This is a genomic window from Klebsiella sp. GW_Kp182, from assembly GCF_040062275.1.
Lineage (GTDB): Bacteria > Pseudomonadota > Gammaproteobacteria > Enterobacterales > Enterobacteriaceae > Klebsiella > Klebsiella michiganensis.
On the sequence record NZ_JBEAFQ010000071.1, the window covers coordinates 1 to 22374 of the forward strand.

At 61.9% G+C, this 22374-nt stretch carries 17 protein-coding genes and 3 pseudogenes; 16 read left to right on the plus strand and 4 right to left on the minus strand.

Features of this window, described 5'->3' with window-relative positions; all coding sequences use genetic code 11:
- Nucleotides 1-153 precede the first annotated feature (153 nt).
- Both ABLU88_RS26470 and ABLU88_RS26475 read right to left on the minus strand, forming a co-directional pair.
- Nucleotides 154-1734, minus strand: coding sequence for a rhodanese homology domain-containing protein (locus ABLU88_RS26470; RefSeq protein WP_048262449.1), 1581 nt, complete (start codon nt 1732-1734; stop codon nt 154-156).
- A gap of 1 nt (nt 1735) precedes the next feature.
- Nucleotides 1736-2332, minus strand: coding sequence for a cysteine dioxygenase (locus ABLU88_RS26475; protein ID WP_032749846.1), 597 nt, complete (start codon nt 2330-2332; stop codon nt 1736-1738).
- A gap of 313 nt (nt 2333-2645) precedes the next feature.
- On the opposite strand from ABLU88_RS26475, the gene ABLU88_RS26480 reads away from it, so the two are divergent.
- From ABLU88_RS26480 to ABLU88_RS26510, 7 genes and pseudogenes are all read left to right on the plus strand, one after another.
- Nucleotides 2646-3539, plus strand: a complete 894-nt coding sequence (locus ABLU88_RS26480; RefSeq protein WP_348838578.1) for a LysR family transcriptional regulator — start codon at nt 2646-2648, stop codon at nt 3537-3539.
- Nucleotides 3540-3684: 145 nt separating this feature from the next.
- Nucleotides 3685-4789 (plus strand): annotated as a pseudogene (locus tag ABLU88_RS26485) (LLM class flavin-dependent oxidoreductase).
- Between the two features lie 34 nt (nt 4790-4823).
- Nucleotides 4824-5912: an acyl-CoA dehydrogenase family protein gene (locus ABLU88_RS26490; protein WP_047725015.1), complete on the plus strand. Its 1089-nt coding sequence runs from the start codon at nt 4824-4826 to the stop codon at nt 5910-5912.
- Nucleotides 5913-5923: 11 nt separating this feature from the next.
- The gene (locus ABLU88_RS26495) at nt 5924-6898 is read left to right on the plus strand and encodes an ABC transporter substrate-binding protein (protein WP_049084298.1); all 975 of its coding nucleotides are present in this window, start codon (nt 5924-5926) and stop codon (nt 6896-6898) included.
- A complete protein-coding gene (locus ABLU88_RS26500; RefSeq protein ID WP_025108189.1) occupies nt 6898-7923 on the plus strand; it encodes an ABC transporter substrate-binding protein in 1026 nt (341 codons plus the stop codon). Before ABLU88_RS26495 ends, ABLU88_RS26500 begins: the two co-directional genes overlap by 1 nt.
- Complete coding sequence (locus ABLU88_RS26505; RefSeq protein WP_014229684.1) at nt 7904-8899, plus strand: ABC transporter permease subunit; 996 nt, start codon at nt 7904-7906, stop codon at nt 8897-8899. Before ABLU88_RS26500 ends, ABLU88_RS26505 begins: the two co-directional genes overlap by 20 nt.
- On the plus strand, nt 8893-9681 hold the full coding sequence (locus ABLU88_RS26510) for an ATP-binding cassette domain-containing protein (protein WP_014838728.1): 789 nt from the start codon (nt 8893-8895) through the stop codon (nt 9679-9681). Before ABLU88_RS26505 ends, ABLU88_RS26510 begins: the two co-directional genes overlap by 7 nt.
- A 145-nt stretch (nt 9682-9826) precedes the next feature.
- Here ABLU88_RS26510 and ABLU88_RS26515 read toward each other — a convergent pair whose 3' ends face one another.
- Nucleotides 9827-11980 carry a TonB-dependent siderophore receptor gene (locus ABLU88_RS26515; protein WP_224226011.1) on the minus strand — a complete coding sequence of 718 codons (2154 nt, stop codon included), beginning with the start codon at nt 11978-11980 and terminating at the stop codon, nt 9827-9829.
- 425 nt (nt 11981-12405) lie between these two features.
- Between ABLU88_RS26515 and ABLU88_RS26520 the strand changes: the two genes are divergently transcribed.
- The 8 genes and pseudogenes from ABLU88_RS26520 (at nt 12406) to ABLU88_RS26555 (ending at nt 19570) form a co-directional block, all read left to right on the plus strand.
- Complete coding sequence (locus ABLU88_RS26520) at nt 12406-13227, plus strand: ABC transporter ATP-binding protein (protein ID WP_014229681.1); 822 nt, start codon at nt 12406-12408, stop codon at nt 13225-13227.
- Complete coding sequence (locus ABLU88_RS26525; RefSeq protein ID WP_025108187.1) at nt 13224-14249, plus strand: iron ABC transporter permease; 1026 nt, start codon at nt 13224-13226, stop codon at nt 14247-14249. The genes ABLU88_RS26520 and ABLU88_RS26525 overlap by 4 nt, the downstream gene beginning before the upstream one ends.
- Nucleotides 14246-15308 (plus strand): annotated as a pseudogene (locus tag ABLU88_RS26530) (iron ABC transporter permease). The gene ABLU88_RS26525 and the pseudogene ABLU88_RS26530 overlap by 4 nt, the downstream one beginning before the upstream one ends.
- Nucleotides 15302-16272, plus strand: a pseudogene (locus ABLU88_RS26535) (iron-siderophore ABC transporter substrate-binding protein); the annotation flags it as partial. The pseudogenes ABLU88_RS26530 and ABLU88_RS26535, both read left to right, overlap by 7 nt.
- A complete protein-coding gene (locus ABLU88_RS26540) occupies nt 16269-17168 on the plus strand; it encodes a MurR/RpiR family transcriptional regulator (protein ID WP_348838583.1) in 900 nt (299 codons plus the stop codon). The pseudogene ABLU88_RS26535 and the gene ABLU88_RS26540, both read left to right, overlap by 4 nt.
- Nucleotides 17169-17263: 95 nt before the next feature.
- Nucleotides 17264-18031: a basic amino acid ABC transporter substrate-binding protein gene (locus tag ABLU88_RS26545; protein WP_004851663.1), complete on the plus strand. Its 768-nt coding sequence runs from the start codon at nt 17264-17266 to the stop codon at nt 18029-18031.
- 65 nt (nt 18032-18096) lie between these two features.
- Nucleotides 18097-18864 (plus strand): amino acid ABC transporter permease, encoded by a 768-nt coding sequence (locus ABLU88_RS26550; protein WP_004102832.1) that lies wholly within the window; start codon nt 18097-18099, stop codon nt 18862-18864.
- Nucleotides 18848-19570 carry an amino acid ABC transporter ATP-binding protein gene (locus ABLU88_RS26555; RefSeq protein ID WP_348838590.1) on the plus strand — a complete coding sequence of 241 codons (723 nt, stop codon included), beginning with the start codon at nt 18848-18850 and terminating at the stop codon, nt 19568-19570. Before ABLU88_RS26550 ends, ABLU88_RS26555 begins: the two co-directional genes overlap by 17 nt.
- A 100-nt stretch (nt 19571-19670) precedes the next feature.
- On the opposite strand, the gene ABLU88_RS26560 is transcribed toward ABLU88_RS26555, so the two are convergent.
- Nucleotides 19671-20876: an MFS transporter gene (locus ABLU88_RS26560; RefSeq protein ID WP_348838586.1), complete on the minus strand. Its 1206-nt coding sequence runs from the start codon at nt 20874-20876 to the stop codon at nt 19671-19673.
- 282 nt (nt 20877-21158) lie between these two features.
- On the opposite strand from ABLU88_RS26560, the gene ABLU88_RS26565 reads away from it, so the two are divergent.
- Nucleotides 21159-22310: a M20 aminoacylase family protein gene (locus ABLU88_RS26565; RefSeq protein ID WP_025108182.1), complete on the plus strand. Its 1152-nt coding sequence runs from the start codon at nt 21159-21161 to the stop codon at nt 22308-22310.
- The last annotated feature ends 64 nt before the right edge of the window (nt 22311-22374 follow it).

The following is a 22374-nucleotide window of genomic DNA, read 5'->3' on the forward strand; positions in this document are numbered from 1 at the left end:
CTGTAGCCCGGGCAGGCGCTTGCGCCGCCCCCGGGAGCAGAGCGCAGTGCGGCATAATTCCCCGGAGGCGATGCCGCGCATCAGTCCGGGCGACGGTATGGCAGACGGCGGTGAGCCCGTAGCCCCGCTAAGCGCAGCGCGAGCGGGGGGACATCACAATACTTTAAACCCGTGCGTGCCATCGCGCTTCAGCTGTTCAACCAGGCCGAACTCCCAATCGAGGTAGGCCTGCATTGCCGCGGGTGAGTTATCGGTACCTTCATACGGGCGCTGATAGCGATCGCTGCGCGGTGTCGCCAGATGCGTCTCGCCATGCTCCAGCTCCAGCCCGGCGTCAATCCACGCCAGCGTGCCGCCGCTCAGCAGCTGCACCGGTTTACCGGTTAACGCCGCAACCTCAGGCACCGCGTAGCGGGCCAGCAGGCTGCTGCCGCAGGTGACAACGTAACGCTCGGCGGAAGGCAGCACCTCCAGCGCCTGGCGCAGCTGTGAACGCACCAGCCAGTAAGCGCCGGGAATATGCCGGGCGACGTAGTTGGCGCTGGTGGTAAAGTCCAGCACCACGGTTCCCGGCTCCCTCAGCTGTGCCGCCAGCTGATGCGGGGCAATCTCCTCCGCCTGCGGACCCGGCGGTACGCGGCCTGCGGGGGTACCGCGCTCGCTAAAATCTTCCGCGCGCGCATCGCGTAATACCGCCACTTCCCACCCCATCTGCGCCAGCCAGGACGCCGTTATCGGCGCGCGTATCTCGTCATCGGCAATCAGCACAATGCGCGCCCCGCGCACGCTGGCGAAATGGTCGGTTTCCTGCACCAGCTGCCCGCCGGGCGCGCTAACGCTCAGCGGCAGATGGCCTGCGGCGTACTCCTCCGGGCTGCGGACGTCGAACAGGTAAGTGGTGCGGGCGGGCTGCCGCAGCCAGCGCTGAAGGGTTGGGCTGTCTATAAAGGCGACGCCGGCGCGCTCCGCCAGCTGCCTCACCGCCGCCGCGCGTTCGGCTGGGGCGCGAAAATCGGCGTCATAACGCCGTTGCTGGCCGCGCTCAAGGTCAAACCCGGCTAAGGTCCAGCCGATGGTGCCGTTGCGCAGCGCGTAGACCGGATTGGGCAAACCGGCATTGCGCAGCGACTGCGTGCCGATAATACTGCGCGTGCGCCCCGCGCAGTTGACGATCACCGTCGCCTGCGATGACGGAATCAGGCCCTCAATGCGCAGCGCCAGCTCCCCGCCGGGCACGCTGATGCTGCCGGGAATATTCATGGTGTGATACTCATCGAAACGGCGCGCGTCGACGACAACCACCTCCTGTTGACCATCGAGCAGCGCCTGCACTTCCCCGGCGCTCAGCGAGGGGGTATGCCGCTCGCTCTCCACCAGCTCGCCGAACGCTTTGCTCGGCGAATTCACATCCTGGAACAGCTCTCCGCCGCTGCGCTGCCACCCCGGCAGGCCGCCTTCCAGCAGGGCGACATCTTCGTAGCCCCAGCTCTGCAGGCGCTCGACGGCCCGCTCCGCCAGACCTTCGCCGCCGTCATAGACGGTAATCGGCGTTGTCAGGCGCGGCACGCGCCGAAAAATATCCAGCTCCAGCTTGCTGAGCGGCAGATTAGCGGCAAACAGCGGATGGCTGCGGGCAAAGTCGGCCTCTTCGCGAACGTCGATCAGCGCCAGCTCGGCGCCGTCAAGCAGCGCCTGGCGCAGCTGGGCGGCCGGGCGATAAGAACAGGTGGGCATATTAATTATCCTTTGAGAGATCCCAGATATTGGGTAAGTGGCGGTTGGAGTAGCCGGAGACAAAAGGTTTGACGAGGCCTTCCGGGGTATAAACCGCTCGCCTGACGCCGCCGATATTGCCGCCGTAAACGTGAATACTGATCGAGACGCTATCCGCGAGGGCGTTGCTCACCCGGTGAATATCACCGTCGCGGGAAGAGACTTTTTCCACTTCGCCTGGGGAAAGGCGTTCAGCAAGGCCGCTGACCACCGGCTGGCCGCGCTCGTCCAGGCGGTAGCGCTGATTCTCCTCCGCGCCCCGCAGCATGCCGATGGCGCCCCACACCCGATGATCGTGAATCGGCGTCGATTGCCCCGGCCCCCAGACGAAGCTGACAATGGAAAAACGCTGTCCGGAATCGGCATGCAGCAGATACTGCTGATAGTGGTGGGGATGCGGCAGGGTGTACTCCTCCGGCAGCCAGTCATCCTTTTTCACCAGCGCGGCCAGGCGCAGGGCCACGGCGTCGAGCAGGGGCTGTTCATCGGCAAATTCGCGATGCAGGGCATCAAGGTCTTGAATAAACTGGCGTAATTTTTCCACTCGCGGTGCGGTCATGGTCGCTTCCTGTTGTCGGGACTGGTCTTTACGCTAGCAAAGGCGTTAATATAATTAAAATGCAATTTCCGCATATATTAATATGCAAAAATAACATTGATAGCCTACCCATCAAGCGTCATTGGCGTAGACAGTTTGAACACGGCCAGCGCGGAAGAACCGGAGCGTACACGTAGTACGTGAGGATTATTCGCTACGCTCCCCCTTCGGGCCGCCCTGAAGGCGTTCAAAACTCTATGAGTTTTGTCTGAGCACTGCCCAGGTTCAAAATGGCAAGCAAAATAGCTCTGATGGGCCAGGCTTTAAGGACGCTATGCGCATCGACGACATTGACGCACTGCTGGCCACCGTGCAGTTCTCCTCGCTTAACCAGGCCGCGGAATATCTCGGTATTACCCAATCGGCGATTACCCGTCGTCTGCAGCGTCTTGAGCAAACCCTCAACGTAACGCTGCTGGAGCGTCAGACCCGGCCGCTCACCCTGACCGCCGCCGGGCACCGGGTTTACGAGCAGTGCCTGAGCATCAAGCGGGAGACCAAAAAGCTGTACGGCCTGCTCGACCCCGAGGCCGAGCCGCACGGTATCCTGCGTCTCGGGGTCCCGCAGAGCGTGGCGGAAATTGCCCTGCAGCCGGCGCTGACCGCGCTGCGCCAGCAGTTTCCCGCCCTGCGACCGCAGGTGACCTGCGGCTGGAGCGGGCTGCTGCAAAAGCGCCTTGAAAGCGTCGAGCTGGACGGCGTGCTGGCGATGGGGCCGGAACAGCAACGCTTTGCTGAGGGCTACGGCGGGCGCCTGCTGTGCCCGCTGGATATTGTGGTGATTGCGGCTAAAAGCTGGCGTCTTCACGCCGGGGCGCTGCGCGACTGCGCGGAAAAAGGCTGGGTGCTCAATCCCGACGGCTGCGGCCTGCGGGCCGGGCTGATCCGCGAGCTGCAGTCCCAGGGGATGCGTCTGGCGCTGAATGTCGAGACCGCGGGCGCCCAGCTGCAAATCAGCCTCGTGGCGCAGGGGCTGGGGCTTGGCCTGGTGCCGCGCGCCGCGCTGGCCGCCAGCCCGTGGCGCGATGAGGTGACGGTATTGACGCTGGCGGATTTCCAGCCCGAGTTGCATCTGTGGCTGGTTCACGCGCAGAATCTGGCTAATCTGAGCCAGCCGCTGACTTTTTTCGCCGGCAAAGTCGTTCAGCAGCTAAACGTATCTGGCTGAAACGTATATATAATTTTTATAAATGCTTATCTCGCATATTAAGATATGATAAAAATGCATTTTGTTCATTAAGACCCCGTGTATAGGGTAATGAAAACGCGCCGCCGCGGCGGCCCACTCATTATCCTGCTACAAGGAGTTCTGCATGAGCATTCAATTTCTCGGCATGATCGGCCACCGCCTGTCGTCGGAAACCATCGCCCCGGTCGGCCCGATTTTTGACCGCGATTACATCGTGCGTTTCGCGCAAACCCACGAGGCCGCCGGGTTTGACCGCCTGCTGGTGGGCCACTGGTCCGATCAACCCGACGGATTCCTGGTGACCGCGCTGGCGGGCCTGTCGACGCAAAAGATCGGCTTCCTGTTGGCTCATCGTCCCGGTTTTGTCTCGCCGACCCTCGCCGCGCGTAAGTTCGCTACCCTTGAACACCTGCTGGGCGGCCGTCTGGCGGTACATATCATCAGCGGCGGCAATGACGCCGAGCAGCGCCGCGACGGTGATTACCTCGATCACGACCAGCGCTATGCGCGTACCGATGCCTTCCTTGAGACCGTCCGCAAGGTGTGGACCGCCGAACAGCCGGTGGATATCGCCAATGACTTTTATCAGGCGGAACAGGCGTGGTCGGCCATTCGCCCGCTGCAAAAACCGCATATCCCTCTCTATTTCGGCGGTTCGTCGGAAGCGGCCATCGCCGTGGCCGGCAAGCACGCCAACGTCTTCGCCCTGTGGGGAGAGTCGCTGGCGCAAACCGCGGAAACCATCCAGCGCGTGCGGGCCGAGGCGGCGAAACATCAGCGCGAAATCGACTTCAGCGTCTCGTTCCGGCCGATTATCGCCGCGACCGAAGCCGAGGCCTGGGAGAAAGCCGAGCATATCCTGCACGTCGCCACCGAGCGGGCGGCGCAGAGCGGAGGCGGTTTCAAAGCCAAGCCCGACAGCGTCGGGGCGCAGCGTCTGCGGGCGACGGCGGCGCAGGGCAAGGTGGTGGATAAACGCCTGTGGACCGGGATCGCGCAGCTGGTAGGCGGCGGCCACAACTCCACCGCGCTGGTGGGCACCCCGGAACAGGTCGCCGACGCGCTGCTCGATTACTACGATCTCGGCGTGCGCAACTTCCTGATCCGCGGGTTCGATCCGCTCAACGATGCTCAGGAGTACGGTAAAGCGCTGCTGCCGATCGCCCGCGAAAAAGCCGCCCTGCGCGCCGTGGCGGAGCGCGCCTCGTGATCGGTCAGACAAGCGATGACTGGGCGCGGCGGTTGAGGGAGGTTCGCCAGCTGATGGCGGAGCAGGCGGCCAGTCTCGACGCCAGCGGCGACTTTCCCCGCGACAATATCGACCGTCTGCGCCAGCGCGGTTTTTTAAGCCTCGCCGTGCCGCAGCAGTACGGCGGGGCAGGTGCCGGCTTAGCCGAGCTTCAGCAGGCCATTGCGGCCATCGCCTGGGGCGAACCGGCGACGGCGCTGATCGTCTGCATGCAGTACCTGCACCATCTGCGGCTGGCGGAAAACGAGAACTGGTCCGAGCCGCTGCGCCAGCGGGTTTTTCACGATGCCGTCGAGCGGGGAGGCTTGATCAACAGCCTGCGCGTGGAGCCGGAACTGGGCTCCCCGGCGCGCGGCGGCCTGCCGCAAACCGTGGCGACCCGCCGCGCGGAAGGGTGGCAGATTAACGGCCATAAAATCTATACCACCGGTATTGAGGGGCTGAGCTGGCTGGCCATCTGGGGCCGCAGCGACGACGCTCCGCCGCTGGTCGGCACTTGGCTGGTGCCCCGCGACAGTGAGGGCATTACCGTGGTGAACAGCTGGGATCACGCCGGAATGCGGGCAACCGGTAGCCACGAAGTGGTGCTGAACAACGTCCGGGTGGCCGCAGAGCACGCGGTGGACGTGTGGCCTGCCGATGCGCCTCCCGCGCCTGATGCGGAACAGTTTCGTCTGTTTGCCAACCGCCATACGGCGCTGCTGGCGGCGATTTACGACAGCATCGCGCGGGCCGCCCGCGACTGGCTGGTAACGTGGCTGGGTACGCGTATTCCGGGCAGCCTTGGGCAACCCCTTTCCAGCCTGCCGCGGGTGCAGGAAAAAGTCGGCCAGATTGACGGCTGGCTACTGGTCAATCGCACTCTGCTGGAAAAGGCCGCACAGCTGGGCTTTTCCGCCATTGAGGCGAATCTCGCGAAAGTCACGATTACCGACAACGCCATTCAGGCGGTGAACCTGGCGCTGGAGCTGACCGGCAACCATGGCCTGAGTCGGCAAAATCCTCTGGAACGCCACTATCGCAACGTGCTGTGCGGGCGGGTACATACCCCGCAGAGCGACAGCGCGTGGCTGGCGGCCGGCAAACACGCTTTTCAAAAATAAGGATAATTCATATGCGCAGACTTAATGTTACCGGTTTAGCCGGGGTGGTTATGCTGCTGGCCCTGAGCGGCTATGCGGCGGCTCAGGAGCGAATCACCCTGCGAATCGCCGATCAAAAAGGCGGCATGCGTTCGCAGCTGGAGGCAGCCAACGCCCTGCAGGATCTCCCTTACGAGATTAAATGGGCCGAGTTTCCGGCCGCCGCGCCGCTGGCGGAAGCGCTTAACGCCGGGGCGGTGGATGCGGGAATCATCGGCGATGCGCCGCTGCTGTTCGCGCTGGCTAACGGCGCGCCGGTTAAAGCCATCGCCGTCGATAAAAGCAACCCGGCCGGCACCGCGGTGCTGGTCTCGCCCGGCAGCGCGTTGAAAAGCGCCGCGGATTTAAAAGGCAAACGCATCGCTACCGGTAAAGGGTCGATTGGCCACTTTGTGGCGCTGAAAGCGCTGGAGCAGGCGGGAATTTCGCCGAAAGAGGTGCAGTGGGTGTTTCTCGGTCCGGTGGACGCCAAAGTGGCGCTGCTCAACGGTTCGGTGGACGCCTGGGCGACCTGGGAGCCCTATACCACGCAGCTGGTGAAGACCGCCGAGGGGCAGATTCTGGTCAGCGGCAAAGGGCTGCTGCCGGGTAACACTTTCCTGGCGGCAACCGATGATGCCCTTAAGGATCCGCAGAAGCGCGCGGCGCTGCAGGATTACCTAAATCGCCTGGCCGGCGCCGAGCGCTGGGCCTACGCCAATCTCGATAGCTACGGTAAAACGCTGGGGGAAATTATTCGTTTCCCGGCGGATATCGCCCGCGCGCAGTTTGCCAATCGCCAGTCGCAGTGGCTGCGTCTGGACGCGAAGACGGTCGTTCAGCAGCAGTCGACGGCGGACTTTTACCTCGCCAACGGGCTGATCCGCGCAAAGCTGGACGTGACGCCGACGTTTGATAACGGCTTTAGCGTGCCTGCCGCGCAGGCCCATGCGGAGGTGTCGCCATGATGACATCTCGCCGTCGTTTCTTACGCTTGACCGGCAGCCTTGCGCTGGCCGGGGCCTCTCTGCCCCTTTGGGCTCACGATATGGCGGCCATGGCGAGCGGTGAGGAACACCCGGCCCTGCGCCTGGCGCAGCCGTACAAAATCAAGCTGGCGATTAACAAAAGCGCGGTGTGCCTGGCGCCGGTTGCCGTCGCGGAGCAGCAGAAGATCTTCAGTAAATACAATCTCGACGTGGAGTTCGTTAACTTCGGCAACTCGACGGACGTGCTGCTGGAGGCGATTGCCACCGGCAAGGCCGACGCCGGCGTCGGGATGGCGCTGCGCTGGCTGAAGGCGCTGGAGCAGGGCTTCGACGTGAAGCTCACCGCCGGAACCCACGGCGGCTGCCTGAACCTGCTGACGGCGAAAAACTCGCCGTTCGGCGGCCTGGAGAGCCTGAAGGGGCAAACCATCGGCGTCACCGATATGGCCGGGCCGGATAAAAACTTCTTCGCCATCTTGCTTAAGCGCCACGGCATCGATCCGATAAGCGATGTGCAGTGGAAAGTCTATCCGGCAGATTTACTCAGCGTGGCGCTGGATAAACGCGAAATTGCCGCCATCAGCGGCAGCGAACCCTTCAGCTATCGTCTGCTGGACACCGGTAAATATCAGCTTATCGCCAGCAATATGACCGGCGATTACGCTAACCTGAGCTGCTGCGTACTGGGGGTCAGCGGTAGCCTGGCGCGCGATCATAAACCGGCCGCCGCCGCGCTCACCCAGGCGATTCTTGAGGCGCACAGCTATGCCGCCGCGCATCCGGAGAGCGTGGCGCAATCCTTCCTCGCCCATGCGCTGAATACCAATGAGGCGGAGGTCAGCGGAATTCTCCACGGCCAGGGGCACGGCCATCATGCGGTGGGCGAGGCGTTTGTCAAAGAGCTGACCCAGTACGCCGTGGATCTTCAGCGGGTGCAGGTCATTAAACCGGGAACCGATCCCCATCAGTTTGCGGAGAGCATTTATGTCAACGTTTTCGCCTGAACGGGTGCTGACGCGCCCGGCAAGCGGCAGGCCGCTGTGGAAGGAAGGCTGGCTTGCCGCCGCGCTATGGCTGCTGGGCGGCCTGTTTACCCTGGCCTGGCCCGATGCCGGGCGGCGCTGGCCGTTTAGCGAAGGGTGGGCGCTGGCGCAGTTCACCCTTGGCGGCGGACTGTTGCTGCTGGCGCTGAGCTACCGCTACTGGCGGCAGCGGGGGACTCGCCTGCAGCATGCCGGAAAGTGGCTGGCGCTGCTGCCGCTGCTTTTTGCGCTGTGGGAGGGACTGACGGCCAAGACGGCGTTTTTGCCGGTGCCGTTTTTCGCGCCGCCGCAGGCGCTGATTGAGGTGCTGCACGATGACTGGCCGCGCCTGCTTGATAGCCTTCTGCATTCGCTGGGGCTGCTCGGGCTCGGGGTGCTGCTGGGCACCAGCTGCGGTTTTATCAGCGGGCTGGCGATCGGCTGGTCCCAGCGGATCGGCTACTGGGTGCATCCGGTGTTGCGTCTGCTGGGGCCGGTGCCGTCCACCGCGCTGCTGCCGCTGTGCCTGTTTATCTTCCCCTCCAGCTTCGGCGCCAGCGTGTTTCTGATCGCGCTCAGCACCTGGTTCCCGGTGACCGTGCTGACCTGGTCCGGGGTTATCGGCATCGATAAGGCGTGGTATGACGTGGCGCGAACCCTGGGCGCCAGCCAGCGTTTCCTGATCCTGCGCGTGGCGATCCCCGCCGCGTTGCCGAACGTTTTTGTCGGCCTGTTTATGGGGCTTGGCGCATCGTTTTCGGTGCTGATCGTCGCCGAAATGGTCGGCGTGAAATCCGGTATCGGTTTTTATCTCCAGTGGGCGCAGGGCTGGGCGGCCTATCCCAATATGTACGCGGCGCTGCTGGTGATGGCGCTGCTCTGCTCCGGCCTGATTAGCGGGCTGTTTATGGTGCGAGACCGGCTGCTGAGCTGGCAGCGGGGAGGGATGCAATGGTAACCGCGAACGCCACTTCTCAGGCGGCATCGACCGGCGCGGCGGTGTCGATAAGCCATCTGCATCACGCTTTTAGCCTTGGCAAACAGACGGTGCCGGTGCTGGAGAATATCAGCCTGCAGCTGCGGCCCGGAGAGAGCGTCGCGCTGCTCGGTCCTTCGGGCTGCGGTAAATCCACTCTGCTGCGGCTGCTGGCGGGACTGGAGCCGCAGCAGGCCGGGCAAATTCAGATTGATGAGGCGGCGATGGGCGGACCGGGGCCCGAAAGGATACTGGTGTTTCAGGATCCGACCCTTTATCCGTGGCTGACGGTGCGGCAAAACGTGCTGCTGGGACCGCAGGCGCAGGGGAAAAAGGGGCTTGAGCCAAAGGCCGATGCGCTGATTTCGCGAATGGGGCTGCAGGCGTTTAGCGAAGCGTGGCCGCGCCAGCTTTCCGGCGGGATGGCGCAGCGTGCGGCGCTGGCCCGGGCGCTGCTGAATGAGCCGCGTCTGCTGCTGCTCGACGAGCCGCTGGGCAAGCTGGATTCCCTTACCCGCATCAGCATGCAGCGGGAGCTGATCGCCCTGTGGCAGCAGCAGGGCTATACCAGCCTGCTGGTTACCCACGATATCGAAGAGGCGCTGCTGCTGTGCGATCGGGTGTTAATCATGTCGCCGCGACCGGGGCGGATTATCGCCGAGTTTGCGCTTCCGCTGACGTATCCCCGCCATCGCGACAATCCGCTGCTGCTGCAGCATCGGCAGGATATTTTGCGCATTCTTGGCCAGGGGGAGGACTGGTAAGGCAAGGCGTTATCCGGGGCGTGCTGATTCTGACCGTTCGGCGGGGATTCCCGGGGGCGGGGCGGTAGGGCCGCTCCTTACCCGGGCTACAGTGTGCTAGCCCGGATAAGGCGCCGCGCGCCGCGATCCGGGACAGGGATGAGGCTTAAAAATCCATCTTCACCGTAAACTGTACTTCCCGCGGATCGCCGATCTGGTTGCCGAGGTTATTGGTGCCGATGGAGGAGGTGTAATAGGTCTTATCGAACAGGTTCTTCACGTTAACCTGCAGGGTCACCGGATATTGCAGCTTCATCTTATAGGCCGCAAATACATCCGCCACCGCATAGCCCTGCAGATAATAATCCGCGCCGTTGGTGCCGGAACGTTTGCTCACTGCGCGACCGCCGCCCCCCACCGTCAGCGTATTGCTGTCGTAGACATTGTGAATGTCGTAGCTCAGGAACAGCGAACCGGTGTGTTTCGGCACGTTCGGCAGCGGTTTGCCTTTGTAATCCGGATCGTCGGTGACCTTCGCATCGGTATAGCCGTAGCTGGCGATAACGCTCAGGTTATCGGTCAGCGACCCGGCCACGTCCACTTCGACGCCGCGGGAGCGCACTTTACCGGCGGTTTTTGCCACCGTCTCATCGCCCACGGATTCCGTGTAGAGGACGTTGCGCTTATCAATATCAAACAGCGCGATATTGGCGGTGACGCCGTTGAACAGATCGAACTTCGCGCCCAGCTCGTAAGACGTCGACTCTTCCGGCGGCAGATTGCCAATATAGCTGGCGATAGAGGACTGCGGCATAAACGACTGCGCCACGTTACCGAACAGCGAGACGGACGGCGTCAGCTTATACACCAGGCCCGCTTTCGGCGTCCATTTCTGGTCGCTGCTGTCGGTATTGACGTTAAACGGGCGGCCCTTGCCGGCGTACTGGGTGTAATACTGATAGCGCACCCCGGCGACGGCAATCCACTTATCGGTAAGATAGAGCGCGTCCTGGAGGTAGCCCGCGTAGCTCTCCTGCTGAATACGCTGGTCGCTGTCGGATGCCGAAACGCTGGAGCATTTGCCAACAGTGCCGTAGACCGGATTATAGATATTGAAACCCTTGACGTTCTTACAGCGGATCATATCGGTGCGCAGCAGATCGTAATTCTCGTAGGCCAGGCCGGTGAGGATCTCGTTGTAGAAACCGCCAATGACCACGTTGCCCTGTAAATCCGCCCGCGTAGTGTGCATTTTCTGGGTGGAACCGTGGGTGGCATCGACGCGGCGGGTCAGGTTGCCGGTCGCCGAGTCGTAGGCCATTACCCTGGCCTGATCGTCGTTGTAATGATCCTGGCTGTAGCTGTAGTCGAAGCGGGCGGTCCAGGCGTCGCTGAGACGGTATTCGGCATTCAGCTGCGCGAGATCGGAATAACCGTCGGTAATATTAAACGGTTCATCAAAACGCGTTTTGCGATCGACGTTCACCGCATGGCCGGTATTCAGATCGAAGATGGTGCCGCGATCGAATGGGGCACTGTAGTCACGGTGCGAATATGAGACGTTCACCGTCGCCCGCTCGCCGAACCAGGTCAGGGAGGGGTTAATAAAGCTGCTCTTCTCTTTGCCGAAATTACGCCAGTAATCTTCATGCTGATATTCGCCAATTACCCGATACGCCAGCTGAGTCCCGTCGATGGGGCCGGTGACGTCAAACTGGCCGGTACCGCCGCCAAAGCTGGTGGAGGTGGCGGAGACGGAGCCGCCGAAGCTGCGCTCCGGGCGTTTGGTCACCACGTTGATTAATCCGCCGGGGTCGAGAATACCGTACAGCGTTGAGGCCGGGCCTTTGAGCACTTCGACGCGTTCGGTGGCGGCGGTGAAGCTGCGCGGCAGCACGGTGCGCAGGCCGTTGGTCATGATTGAACCATCGCGGTTAGCGCCGAAGCCGCGGCGGGTGAAGGCATCCTGGGTCCCGCCGAGGGTATTGGTTTGTACCACGTTGGCGACGTTATACAGCGCTTCATCGAGGTTCGTCGCATGCTGATCCTCGAGCACCTGCTCGCTGACGGTATTGACCACCTGCGGAATATCCAGCATCGGCATGGTAGTCAGCGTGGCGGTCGAGGTATTGACCGGCTGATATCCCTGGGTAGCGCGTTGCCGAGTGCCGTCGGCCACGACCGTTATGGTCTCGTCAGCGGTTTTGTTTGTTTTATCGGCGCTATTAACCGCTGCCAATAATCCCGGTGAGGTGAAAAAAATCAGTGAAAAAAGCGCACGCCCTTTTAATGCCGAATAAGGGACATTGAGTGGAATCATTTTTGTGTCTCGTGAACGAACCTCGCCTTTGCGGAGAGGTAAAGCCAATAAAATCATTGCCCTGAAAAATAAATCTGGCTGTTTTTTACGCCGCAACGCGCGCCAGATATGTAATTGAGAATCATTCAATCATGAAGGCATGTAGTAGTAAACGTTATGTAAGATAAAAAACTGACGAAACAAATAATCAATCAATTAGCGAGGAATGGGCTGGGTGAAAATTTCATATATTATTGTTTTAATTGATGATTAAAGTCATTTTATGTTGTGCAGATTTTGGTAGTAAACCCGCGCGGCCGGCGCCGTCATAGGGTATTGACTACTACATTCATCCACCGCATGATCAAAAGAGAATGAGATTTATTTTTGTTTGAGTGCGGAACGAGCGGGCCTGGCGCCACGCCGTTGCGGCGCGGGAGCGAGTTATGCCACAGCGGGTGTTGCCTGCAGAGCAGGGGATCGTCCTTGATTCCCTGTCGGCCGGATATGGCCAGACGCTAATTGTCGACAATATTCATCTGACCATCCCCCACGGGAAAATGACGGTACTGGCCGGCGCCAACGGCTCGGGGAAATCGACGCTGCTGTCGACTATCGCCCGGATGCTCAAGCCGCTGGGGGGCTGCGTACGTCTGGACGGCGAGGTGATTCATCAGATGCCGACCCGGGAGGTTTCCCGTCGGCTGGGCATTCTGCCGCAATCGCCGCTGACCCCGGAAGGGCTGACGGTTTTTGAACTGGTTTCGCGCGGGCGCTACCCCTGGCAGGGGCTGATGCGACAATGGTCCGAGGCCGATGAACGGGCGGTAGAAGAGGCGCTGCGGCTCACCGGTACCGCAGAGTTTGCCCACCTGGCGGTTGATAGCCTCTCCGGCGGCCAGCGTCAGCGCTGCTGGATCGCGATGGCTCTCGCCCAGCAAACGGCGACGATTCTGCTGGATGAGCCCACCACCTGGCTCGATCTGCGCTATCAGGTCGACATCCTTGAACTGCTGCAAACCTTAACCCGCGATCACGGCCGCACGGTGGTCACCGTCCTGCACGACCTGAACTTCGCGGTGAACTACGCCGACCTGCTGGTGTTTCTCAAAAAAGGCGCGATCGCCGGGGTGATTAATGAACAGGAAATCTGTACGCCGGAGCTGATCAAAACCGTCTTTGACGTGGACGTGCAGATGTCGCTCAACCCGCAGACCGGTAAGCCCTTTTTTATGCCGTTCCGCGCCCGTGAGGAGAAGGCGTTATGAGCGCCTCCGCGCTGCTGCTGCCGCGCCGACAATCCCGCCCCCGGCTGGCGCTGGTACTGCTGAGCCTGCTGCTGCTGGGCGGCTCGCTGGTGCATCTCGGACTTGGCGCGCGCTGGATTGCGCCGCAAACGGTGCTGCAGGCGCTGCTCCATTACGATCCGCGCAATTTTGACCACCGAATTATTGTCGATTTACGCCTGGTACGTCTCGCGGCGGCGCTGCTCACCGGCGCGGCGCTCGGCGTGGCGGGGCTGCTGCTGCAAACCGTGATCCGCAACCCGCTGGGCGAGCCGCATATTCTCGGCCTTAACGCCGGCGCTTCGCTGGCGGTAGTGGCGACATCGGCGCTGGGAATCAGCCTCGGCGGCGTGGCGTTAGCCAGACCGCTCACCGCCGCCTGCGGCGCGGCGCTGCTGTTTGGCGGCGTGATGCTGCTGTCGTCGTCCGGGCGGGGCGGCGTTACGCCGCTGCGCATTACCCTGTGCGGGGTGGCGCTGTCGGCCTTTGCCTCGGCTGTCACCGCGGCGATTCTGATCCTCGATGAACAAACGTTGCTGGCGATGCGCACCTGGCTGGCGGGCGATCTTGCCGGGCTGAACTGGCAAACGCTGCGCGCTGCGCTGCTCCCGGCGCTGGCGGGAGTGACGATCGCGCTGGTCATCGCGCCGCGTCTTAACGTGCTGGCGCTGGGCGATAAGGTCGCGCTGGGGCTGGGGGTAAAGATTGTTCAGACCCGCCTGCTGGGGCTGACCGCCATTGCGCTATTGTGCGGCTCGGCGGTGGCGGTGGCCGGGCCGATCGGCTTTGTCGGGCTGGTGGTCCCCCACGCGGTGCGCCGGCTGATTAGCGAAGATATTCGCCTGGCGCTACCGCTGGCCGCTCCGGTTGGCGCTCTGGTGCTGCTGCTGGCGGATATCGCCGCTCGTACCCTGGTTGCGCCCCAGGAGCTGGCAACCGGCGCGATGACCGCGCTGGTGGGGGCGCCGGTATTTATTTTTATCGCCGCGAGGTTTTTTAAATGAAAAGCGCCGTCCGTCGCGCCGGCTTTCGGCCGCTGACCTGCGGCCGCTGGCACATTCTGCTGCGCCCTGCGGCGGTAAAAATCGCCGCTGTCGCGCTGCTCGTCATCCTGCTGCTGGCGCTGTTTGCCCTGACCCGCGGCAGCTTCCCGATGCCCTCCGGTACCCTGTTCCGTGCGCTGCTGGGGGCGGACATCGTGGACGAACAGCAGCGATTTATCCTCTTTGATATCCGCCTGCCGCGGCTGTTTATGGCGCTGCTGTGCGGGGCGATGCTCGGTCTGGCCGGCGCGGCGATGCAGAGCATTACCCGCAACGGTCTGGCGGATCCCGGGCTTATCGGGGTGAAGGAGGGGGCCAGTATTGTCGTTCTGGCGCTGGTGCTGTTCTTCCCGGCGGTGGGCCTGGTCTGGCGGCCGCTGGCGGGAATGCTCGGCGGCGTGCTGGTGGCGCTGCTGGTTCTGGCGCTGGCCCGCGACTGTTCGCGCCCGCGCTTTATTCTCATCGGCATCGGCATCGGCGTGTCGTGGACGCTGGCGGCGGCGGGGGGGGGTTTTTTTAAACCCCCCCCCCGACGTGCGCGATGTTCAAACGGCTATGATCTGGCTGGCGGGCAGCCTGCACGCGGTGACCTGGCCGCTGTTGGCCGTCGCCTTCTGCTGGGCGCTGCCCGGGGCGCTGATCCTTTTTTTGACAGCCAGGGCCGCCGATGCGGCGCTGCTCGGCGACCGCACGGCCATTGGTCTCGGCGTACGCCTGCAGCAGCTAACCCTGCTGCGCTTTTTCGCGCCGGTGCTGCTGACCTCCGCCAGCGTTTCCTGCGTCGGAAGCCTCGGCTTCGTTGGCCTGATGGCGCCGCATATGGCGCGGTTTCTGCTGCGCGGCGGCCAGGTGGCGCTGCTCTGCGGCAGCGCGTTGGTTGGCGCGCTGCTGGTGTTAGCCACCGATACAATTGGCCGACTGGCTTTCGCGCCGCTGCAGATCCCTGCAGGGATCGTGATTGCGCTGGTCGGCTGTCCGTTTTTTATCGTTCTGCTCTGGCGTCGCCGTGACGCCCTGTAAATCAAAAAGGATCGCTATGCGTTGGTTCGTTTCTCTGCTGGTGCTGTTGGCGGGCGTCGCCTCGGCCGCCGATACGCAAACCTTCACCGATGATTTGGGTCGTACGGTGACCGTTCCGCTGCACCCGCAGCGCATTGTGTCGCTGCACGATCTGGATATCACCATCCCGCTGATCGAGCTTGGCGTCCCGCCGGTGGCCAGCCACGGGAGGACGCGTCCGGACGGCAGCCACTTTTTACGCGCCAGCGCACAGCTGACCGGCGTTGATTTCGATAACAGCGCGATTCGGTTTATCGGCACGGCGGATATCGATCTCGAAGCGGTGGCCGCCGCGAAACCGGACCTGATTATTACCGAGCCCAGCCGCCACGTTTCGGTGGAGCAGCTGGAGAAGATTGCGCCAACGGTCAGCATCGACCACCTGCAGGGCAGCGCGCCGCGCATCTACCGCAAGCTGGCGCAGCTCACCGGTACCCAGCCGCGGCTCTTAATCCTCGAACGCCGCTATCAGGCGCAGATAGCCCAGCTAAAGGCGATGGTGGATACGCAAAACATCGTAGTCTCGGTGATTCAGGCCAACAACGGCAAGGTTACCGTGCATCACGCCTATCATGCGCTGGGACGCGTGCTGCGCGATGCCGGATTCCGCTTCCCGCCGCTGATTGACAACATCCCCGATGGCCAGCGTATTGACGTCAGCGCCGAGCAGCTGCCGGCGCTGGATGCTGATTTCGTATTTGCCACCTGGCGTTCCGATACCGGCGGCAGGCCGCAGGATGAGCTGCAGGCGATGGAGGGCGTGATGCCCGGCTGGTGCGACTTTATGCGCGCCTGCCGCACCGGGCGCTACATTCTGCTGCCGCGCGAGGAGGTTATCTCTAACTCCTACGCCGCGCTGTCGCTGATGGTCGCCCAGGTACAGTCGCACATTGCCGGTCGTCCTTTGCCCGAGGGGCTGAAATGAAAACGGTGGTAAAAAGAGAGAAGGGGCGGGTTGACCTGTTCGGCGAACGTTTTCGCGCCCGCGCGCATCAGCTGTCGCCGCGTCTGCTGGCGGTGGTGAGCTATATCAACGAAAACCGGGAAGCGGTGCTGGAGCGCACGGCCATGGAAATCGCCGCCGCGACCAATACCTCGGACGCCACGGTGGTGCGCGCCATCCAGGCGCTCGGCTTCGCCGGACTGCGGGAGCTGAAGCAGACCATGGAGCGCTGGTTCTGCCCGTCGGCGACCTCGTCGGAAAAAATGATCTCCACGGTGAGCGCCTTATCCAGCGACGTCAATTCGAGCATCGATTTCGTGCTGGAAGGGCATCAGCGGGCCTGCGAAGTGCTTGCGCGCCCCGACAACCGCGCCGCGGTGGCCCAGGCGGTGGCGCTGCTGACCGACGCGCGCCAGGTGGGGATTTTTGGGATCGGCGCCTCGGGCATTCTGGCGGAGTATACCACCAGGCTGCTGAGCCGCATCGGCCTGCCTTCGTACGTAATGAACCGCACCGGGTTTAGCCTCGCCGAGCAGCTGATCGGCCTGCAGCGCGGCGACGTGCTGATTATGATGGGGCAGAAGTCGCCGCACCGGGAGGGGATGACGACCCTGCGCGAGGCCCGCCGTCTGGGGATCCCGACGATTTTACTCACCCAGGCGCTGGACTCCCGCTTTAGCCAGGAGGCGCAGGTGGTCATTGAGGTGCCGCGCGGCGGCGATAATGGGCGGGTGCCGCTGCACGGGACGGTGCTGGTTTGCCTGGAGATGATCGTGCTGTCGGTCGCCTCCACCGCGCCGCAAAAAACGGTGAAATCGATGAAGCGGATCAATGAATTGCATCGGGCCATCGGGAAATCCGGCGGTAAACGAAGCTAAACGGCAGATAATTTACCGTCGGGAAGGTTTCCGGTTGCATGCCATGCTGACAGTGTGTATTTTTATGCAAAATTAATGCATAAAACGGAGTTGTCATGGTTAAGAAGTGGATGAAAGCATGCTGCCTGGTGGCGGCGATGATCGGCACCGCCCACGCGGCTCAGCAAACTTACGTGGTGGGATCCGGCGGAACCTATCGCCCGTTTGAGTTCGAGAACAGCCAGAAACAGCTGGAAGGTTTTGATATCGATATCATCAAAGCGATCGCCAAAGCGGAAGGCTTTGATATCAAACTGGTCAATACGCCGTGGGAAGGGATCTTCGCCACCCTCAACACCGGCGACCGCGACATTATTATCTCCGGGATCACTATCACCGATAAGCGTAAGCAGATGGTGGATTTCTCCGCCCCTTATTTCCCGGCCGAGCAGTCCATCGTCGTGCCGGCGGATTCAAAGGTCTCCTCCCTTGAGGCGCTGAAAAACGAGAAAGTCGGCGTGGTGAACTCCAGCACCGGCGATATCGTGGTTTCCGACGTGCTGGGCAAGAACAGTACCGCGATCAAACGTTTTGATAATACTCCGCTGATGCTGCAGGAGCTGTTTGAAGACGGCGTGAGCGCGGCGGTCGGCGACGTCGGCGTGGTGAAATACTACATCAAGCAGCACCCGGAGAAGCAGTTCAAGCTGGTGCCGGATGCCAAATTTGAGCGCCAGTATTTCGGCATCGCGGTGGCGAAAGGCAACAGCGAGCTGCAGGCGAAGATCAACGCCGGTTTACAGAAAATCATCGCTGACGGCACCTACGCCAAAATCTATAAAACCTGGTTCGACGAGAACGTCCCGACGCTGCCAGCGCAATAATTCGCATTTTTATTTTCATCACGGCTATCGACTCTGGCGATAGCCGTATTTTTTAGGGAAGGGCTATGACGGGATTCCGTTGGGAGATCATTGAGGAGTACGGTCCGCTGTTTATGGACGGTGCCCTGATGACCATTAAATGTACCATTATCTGCGTGATCCTCGGCACCCTGTGGGGGCTGACCCTCGGGCTGGGGCGGATGGCGAAAGCCGAGCACGGGGTATGGAAATACGTTCTGCGTTACCTGGTGCAGTTTCCGGTGCGCTTTTACGTCAGCGCGTTTCGCGGTACGCCGCTGTTCGTGCAAATTATGGTGGTGCACTTCGCGCTGGTGCCGCTGTTTATCAACCCGCGCGACGGACTGCTGGTGACCAGCGGCATGATGAGCGCTGATTTCGCTCGCGAGCTGCGCTCAAACTACGGCGCGTTTCTCTCCTGTATCGTGGCGATTACGCTGAATGCCGGGGCCTACGTGTCGGAGATCTTCCGTGCCGGGATCCAGTCGATCGATAAGGGGCAGATGGAAGCTTCCCGCGCGCTGGGAATGCCGTGGTGGAAAACCATGCGTCAGGTGATTCTGCCGCAGGCGTTTCGCCGCATTCTGCCGCCGCTGGGCAACAACGCTATCGCCATCGTTAAGGACTCCTCGCTGGCGTCGGCCATCGGTCTGGCGGATCTGGCCTACGCCGCGCGCACCGTTTCCGGCGCCTACGCCACCTACTGGGAACCCTACCTGACCATCTCCCTGGTTTACTGGGTTATTACTTTCCTGCTGGCGCAGCTGGTTAACCGTCTGGAAAAGAGGTTTGGCAAAAGTGATTCACATTCATAATTTACACAAGCGCTTCGGCGACAGCCACGTTCTGCGCGGCATCAGCTGCGACATTAAGCCGCAGGAAGTCGTGTGTATTATCGGCCCGTCCGGTTCCGGGAAAAGCACTTTTCTGCGCTGCATGAACGCGCTGGAAACCGTCAGCGAAGGCGAGGTTGAGGTAAACGGCTTCGCTGCCCACGATCGCGCCACCGATCTGAATAAGATGCGGGAAAGTGTCGGCATGGTCTTTCAGCGCTTCAATCTGTTCCCGCACAAAACGGTGCTGGAAAATCTGATTATGGCCCCGATGAGCCTGCGCGGCACGGCGCGCGCGGAGGCGGTGCGTCTGGCGGAAGAGCTGCTGGCGAAGGTCGGGCTGAGCGACAAGCGCGACGCCTGGCCCTCCAGCCTCTCCGGCGGGCAGCAGCAGCGGGTGGCCATCGCGCGCGCGCTGGCGATGAAGCCGTCGATTATGCTGTTTGATGAGCCCACTTCGGCGCTCGATCCTGAGCTGGTGGGCGACGTGCTGGAGGTGATGAAAAACCTCGCCAGCGAAGGGATGACCATGGTAATCGTAACCCACGAGATGGGCTTTGCCCGCGAAGTGGCCGACCGGGTTATCTTTATCGACCAGGGCATCATTCAGGAAGAGAGGAAACCGGCGCAGATCTTTAGCGCGCCGACTAACCCGCGCACCGCCGCATTTTTAAGTAAAGTGCTGTAACGGCTCCCGGCCCCGGCGCGCGACTGCGCTGCCGGGGAGAAGACCCTGCGCGGGCGATGAGGGCGCTTTCGTTCTGCCGAACCGTGACTGCCCTTAAGCGTTACCGCGCCGCCTCGCTAATATCATCCATCTCTTCTTCGCGCTCGCGTTCGTCCGCCAGCAGGGCTTTTTCGCTTTTACCCAGGCACTGAATCAGCAGGAACAGCGCGCCGCTGACAAACAGCGTCATCAGCAGACCATCATACCCCGCGACGCTGATCAGCAATCCGCTGACCACCGGGCCTGCGACGCTCCCCGCGGACCAAAAGAACCCCAGCAGGGCGTTGATCATAATCAGCTTTTGTCCGGAGAAGGTCTTCCCGGCGCGGACCAGCGACAGGGTATAGAGCGCCCCCGCCGCGGCGCCGAGAAGCAGGCAGCCGACAATCAGCTGGATATGCGACGCCAGCAGGAACGGTAATGTCAGCAGGGCGAGGCAGAAGACCACCGCGCAGGTCAGATGCACGCGGCGGATACCGAAGCGGTCGGCAATCCAGCCCAGCGGCGCCTGGAATACGGCATCGCCGGTTAATACCACGGTGACCAGCAGTACCGCCGTCACTTCACTCAGCCCTTTATCCATACCGTAAAGCGGCAGCAGCGCCAGTATGCTGGCATCAAAAAAGGCGAAGCAGAATACGCCGGAAGCCAGTACCGGCAAAAAGGCGCCGAGGCTGCGCCAGCTGGCGCGTTCCGCCAGCCGTTCGCGGCTGCCGGAGGGCAAATGGCGGAGCATCAGCAGACAGGCGAGGGTCACCAGTCCGACGAGCAGCAGAGTCCATGATTGATACGCTTCTCCGGCGGAGATCAGCAGCGGCCCCGCCAGCTGACAGCCGGTAAAGGCGGAGGCATAAATGCCGGTCAGGGTTGCCCGGTTTTTACCCGCCGCGCCGCCGGTGATCCAGCTTTCGCCAATGACGATAATTACCCCTGACGCCAGGCCAGTCACCAGCCGCGGCAGCAGGAGATGAACCATATCAAACGACAGGCAGGAGGCGATGGTTGCCGCCGCCAGCGCCACCAGGCTGACGGAGAGCAGAAGCCCCATCTCGAAGCGCCGGCACAGCGCGGGCGAGAGGAAGGAGGAGATCATCATCCCCGCTGGCGGTAGCGCGGCCAGCAGGCCGACGTAAACGGTATCAACCTGCTGCTGCGCCAGCTCCAGACTGATTAAGGGCACCGTGTATCCGGTGATAAATCCCACTAATGAAGCCGCCATGATCATCGCCAGCGTGGGGGCAAGACGATTCTGCTCTGGGTTGAACATTTTATTTCCGGTTAAGGAGGTCTGTAGAGTGAATTATTCGGCAAAACGCCAGTATAGCTGCATAATAATTAATCGCACGCCTTATGTCACCGTTGATATGACTACAAAAAAACGCAGTGCAGGCGGGATGCCGCGCAAAGGCGCGTTGGCGCAGGGTTTGGCGGCAGTTGTCAGCGAGCGGGCGAAAGGATATAACCAATAGGCTAGCGGGTTACCTGTAGCCCTAACGTATTGCATAAAACACTCGTTCAGCGCTGAAGCTGTGCAGGAAAGGAGTAAGACATGGCTGTATCCCCTTCACTGATCGCCGAGGCCATTCGCTGGCGACGTGATTTTCATGCTTGCCCTGAGCTGGGGTATCAGGAACAGGAAACCTCCCGTCGGGTCGCTGAACTGCTCGCTTCATTTGGCCTTCAGGTGCATAGCGGTCTGGCGGGGACCGGCGTGGTCGCGACGCTGGAGAACGGCCCGGGTCCGGTAATTGGCCTACGGGCCGATATGGATGCGCTACCGATCACCGAGCAGAGCGACGTCGACTATAAATCGCGTAATCCGGGCGTGATGCACGCCTGCGGCCACGACGGCCATAGCGCGATGCTGCTGGCGGCAGCGGCGCATCTGGCGCAAACCCGCCGCTTTCGCGGTACCGTTCACTTTGTTTTCCAGCCCGCTGAGGAGAACCTGGGCGGCGCGCGTAAGATGGTGGAAGAGGGGCTGTTTGCGCGCTTCCCGATGGATGCCATTTACGCGCTGCACAACTGGCCGGGTATGCCGCTGGGCCAGGTGGCGATCGGCAGCGGGGCGATGATGGCCTCTCTCGATGCGTTTGAAATCACCCTGACCGGCAAGAGCTGCCATGCGGCGATGCCGGAGCGCGGGGCGGACCCGATTGTCGCCGCGGCGCAGCTGATTATGGCGCTGCAAACCATTCCGTCGCGCCGCCTGTCGCCGCAGGAATCCACGGTGGTAAGCATTACCCAGATTTCCGGCGGGGAGGCGATCAACGTGCTGCCGGATAAAGTGGTGCTGCGCGGAACCTTCCGCTGTCTGAATAACCAGGTGCGTGAGCGGGTCAGGGGGCTGATTGAAAGCTATGTCGCCGCCCAGCCGCAGGTATCAGACGTGGAAGGCAAAATCGCCTGGTATCCCGGTTATCCCGTCACCACCAACCACCCGGCTGAAGCGCAAAAGGTTCGCGAGGTGGCGACCGCGCTGCTGGGGGAATCGGCGGTGAGCTGGAACGGCAATCCCTCTATGGCCTCGGAAGATTTTGCCTGCATGCTGGAGGCCTGCCCGGGCGCCTATTTCTGGATTGGCACCGATGGCGAGACGGCATCAAAGCCGCTACATAACGCCGGATATGATTTTAACGATGCGCTGATCCCGCACGGCGTGGCGCTGTGGACGGCGCTGGTGGAGAAACTGTTGGCGTAAGAGACCGATCCCGGAGGCGATGCTGCGCATCTGTCCGGGCTACCGGCCCGCAGACGGCGATGAA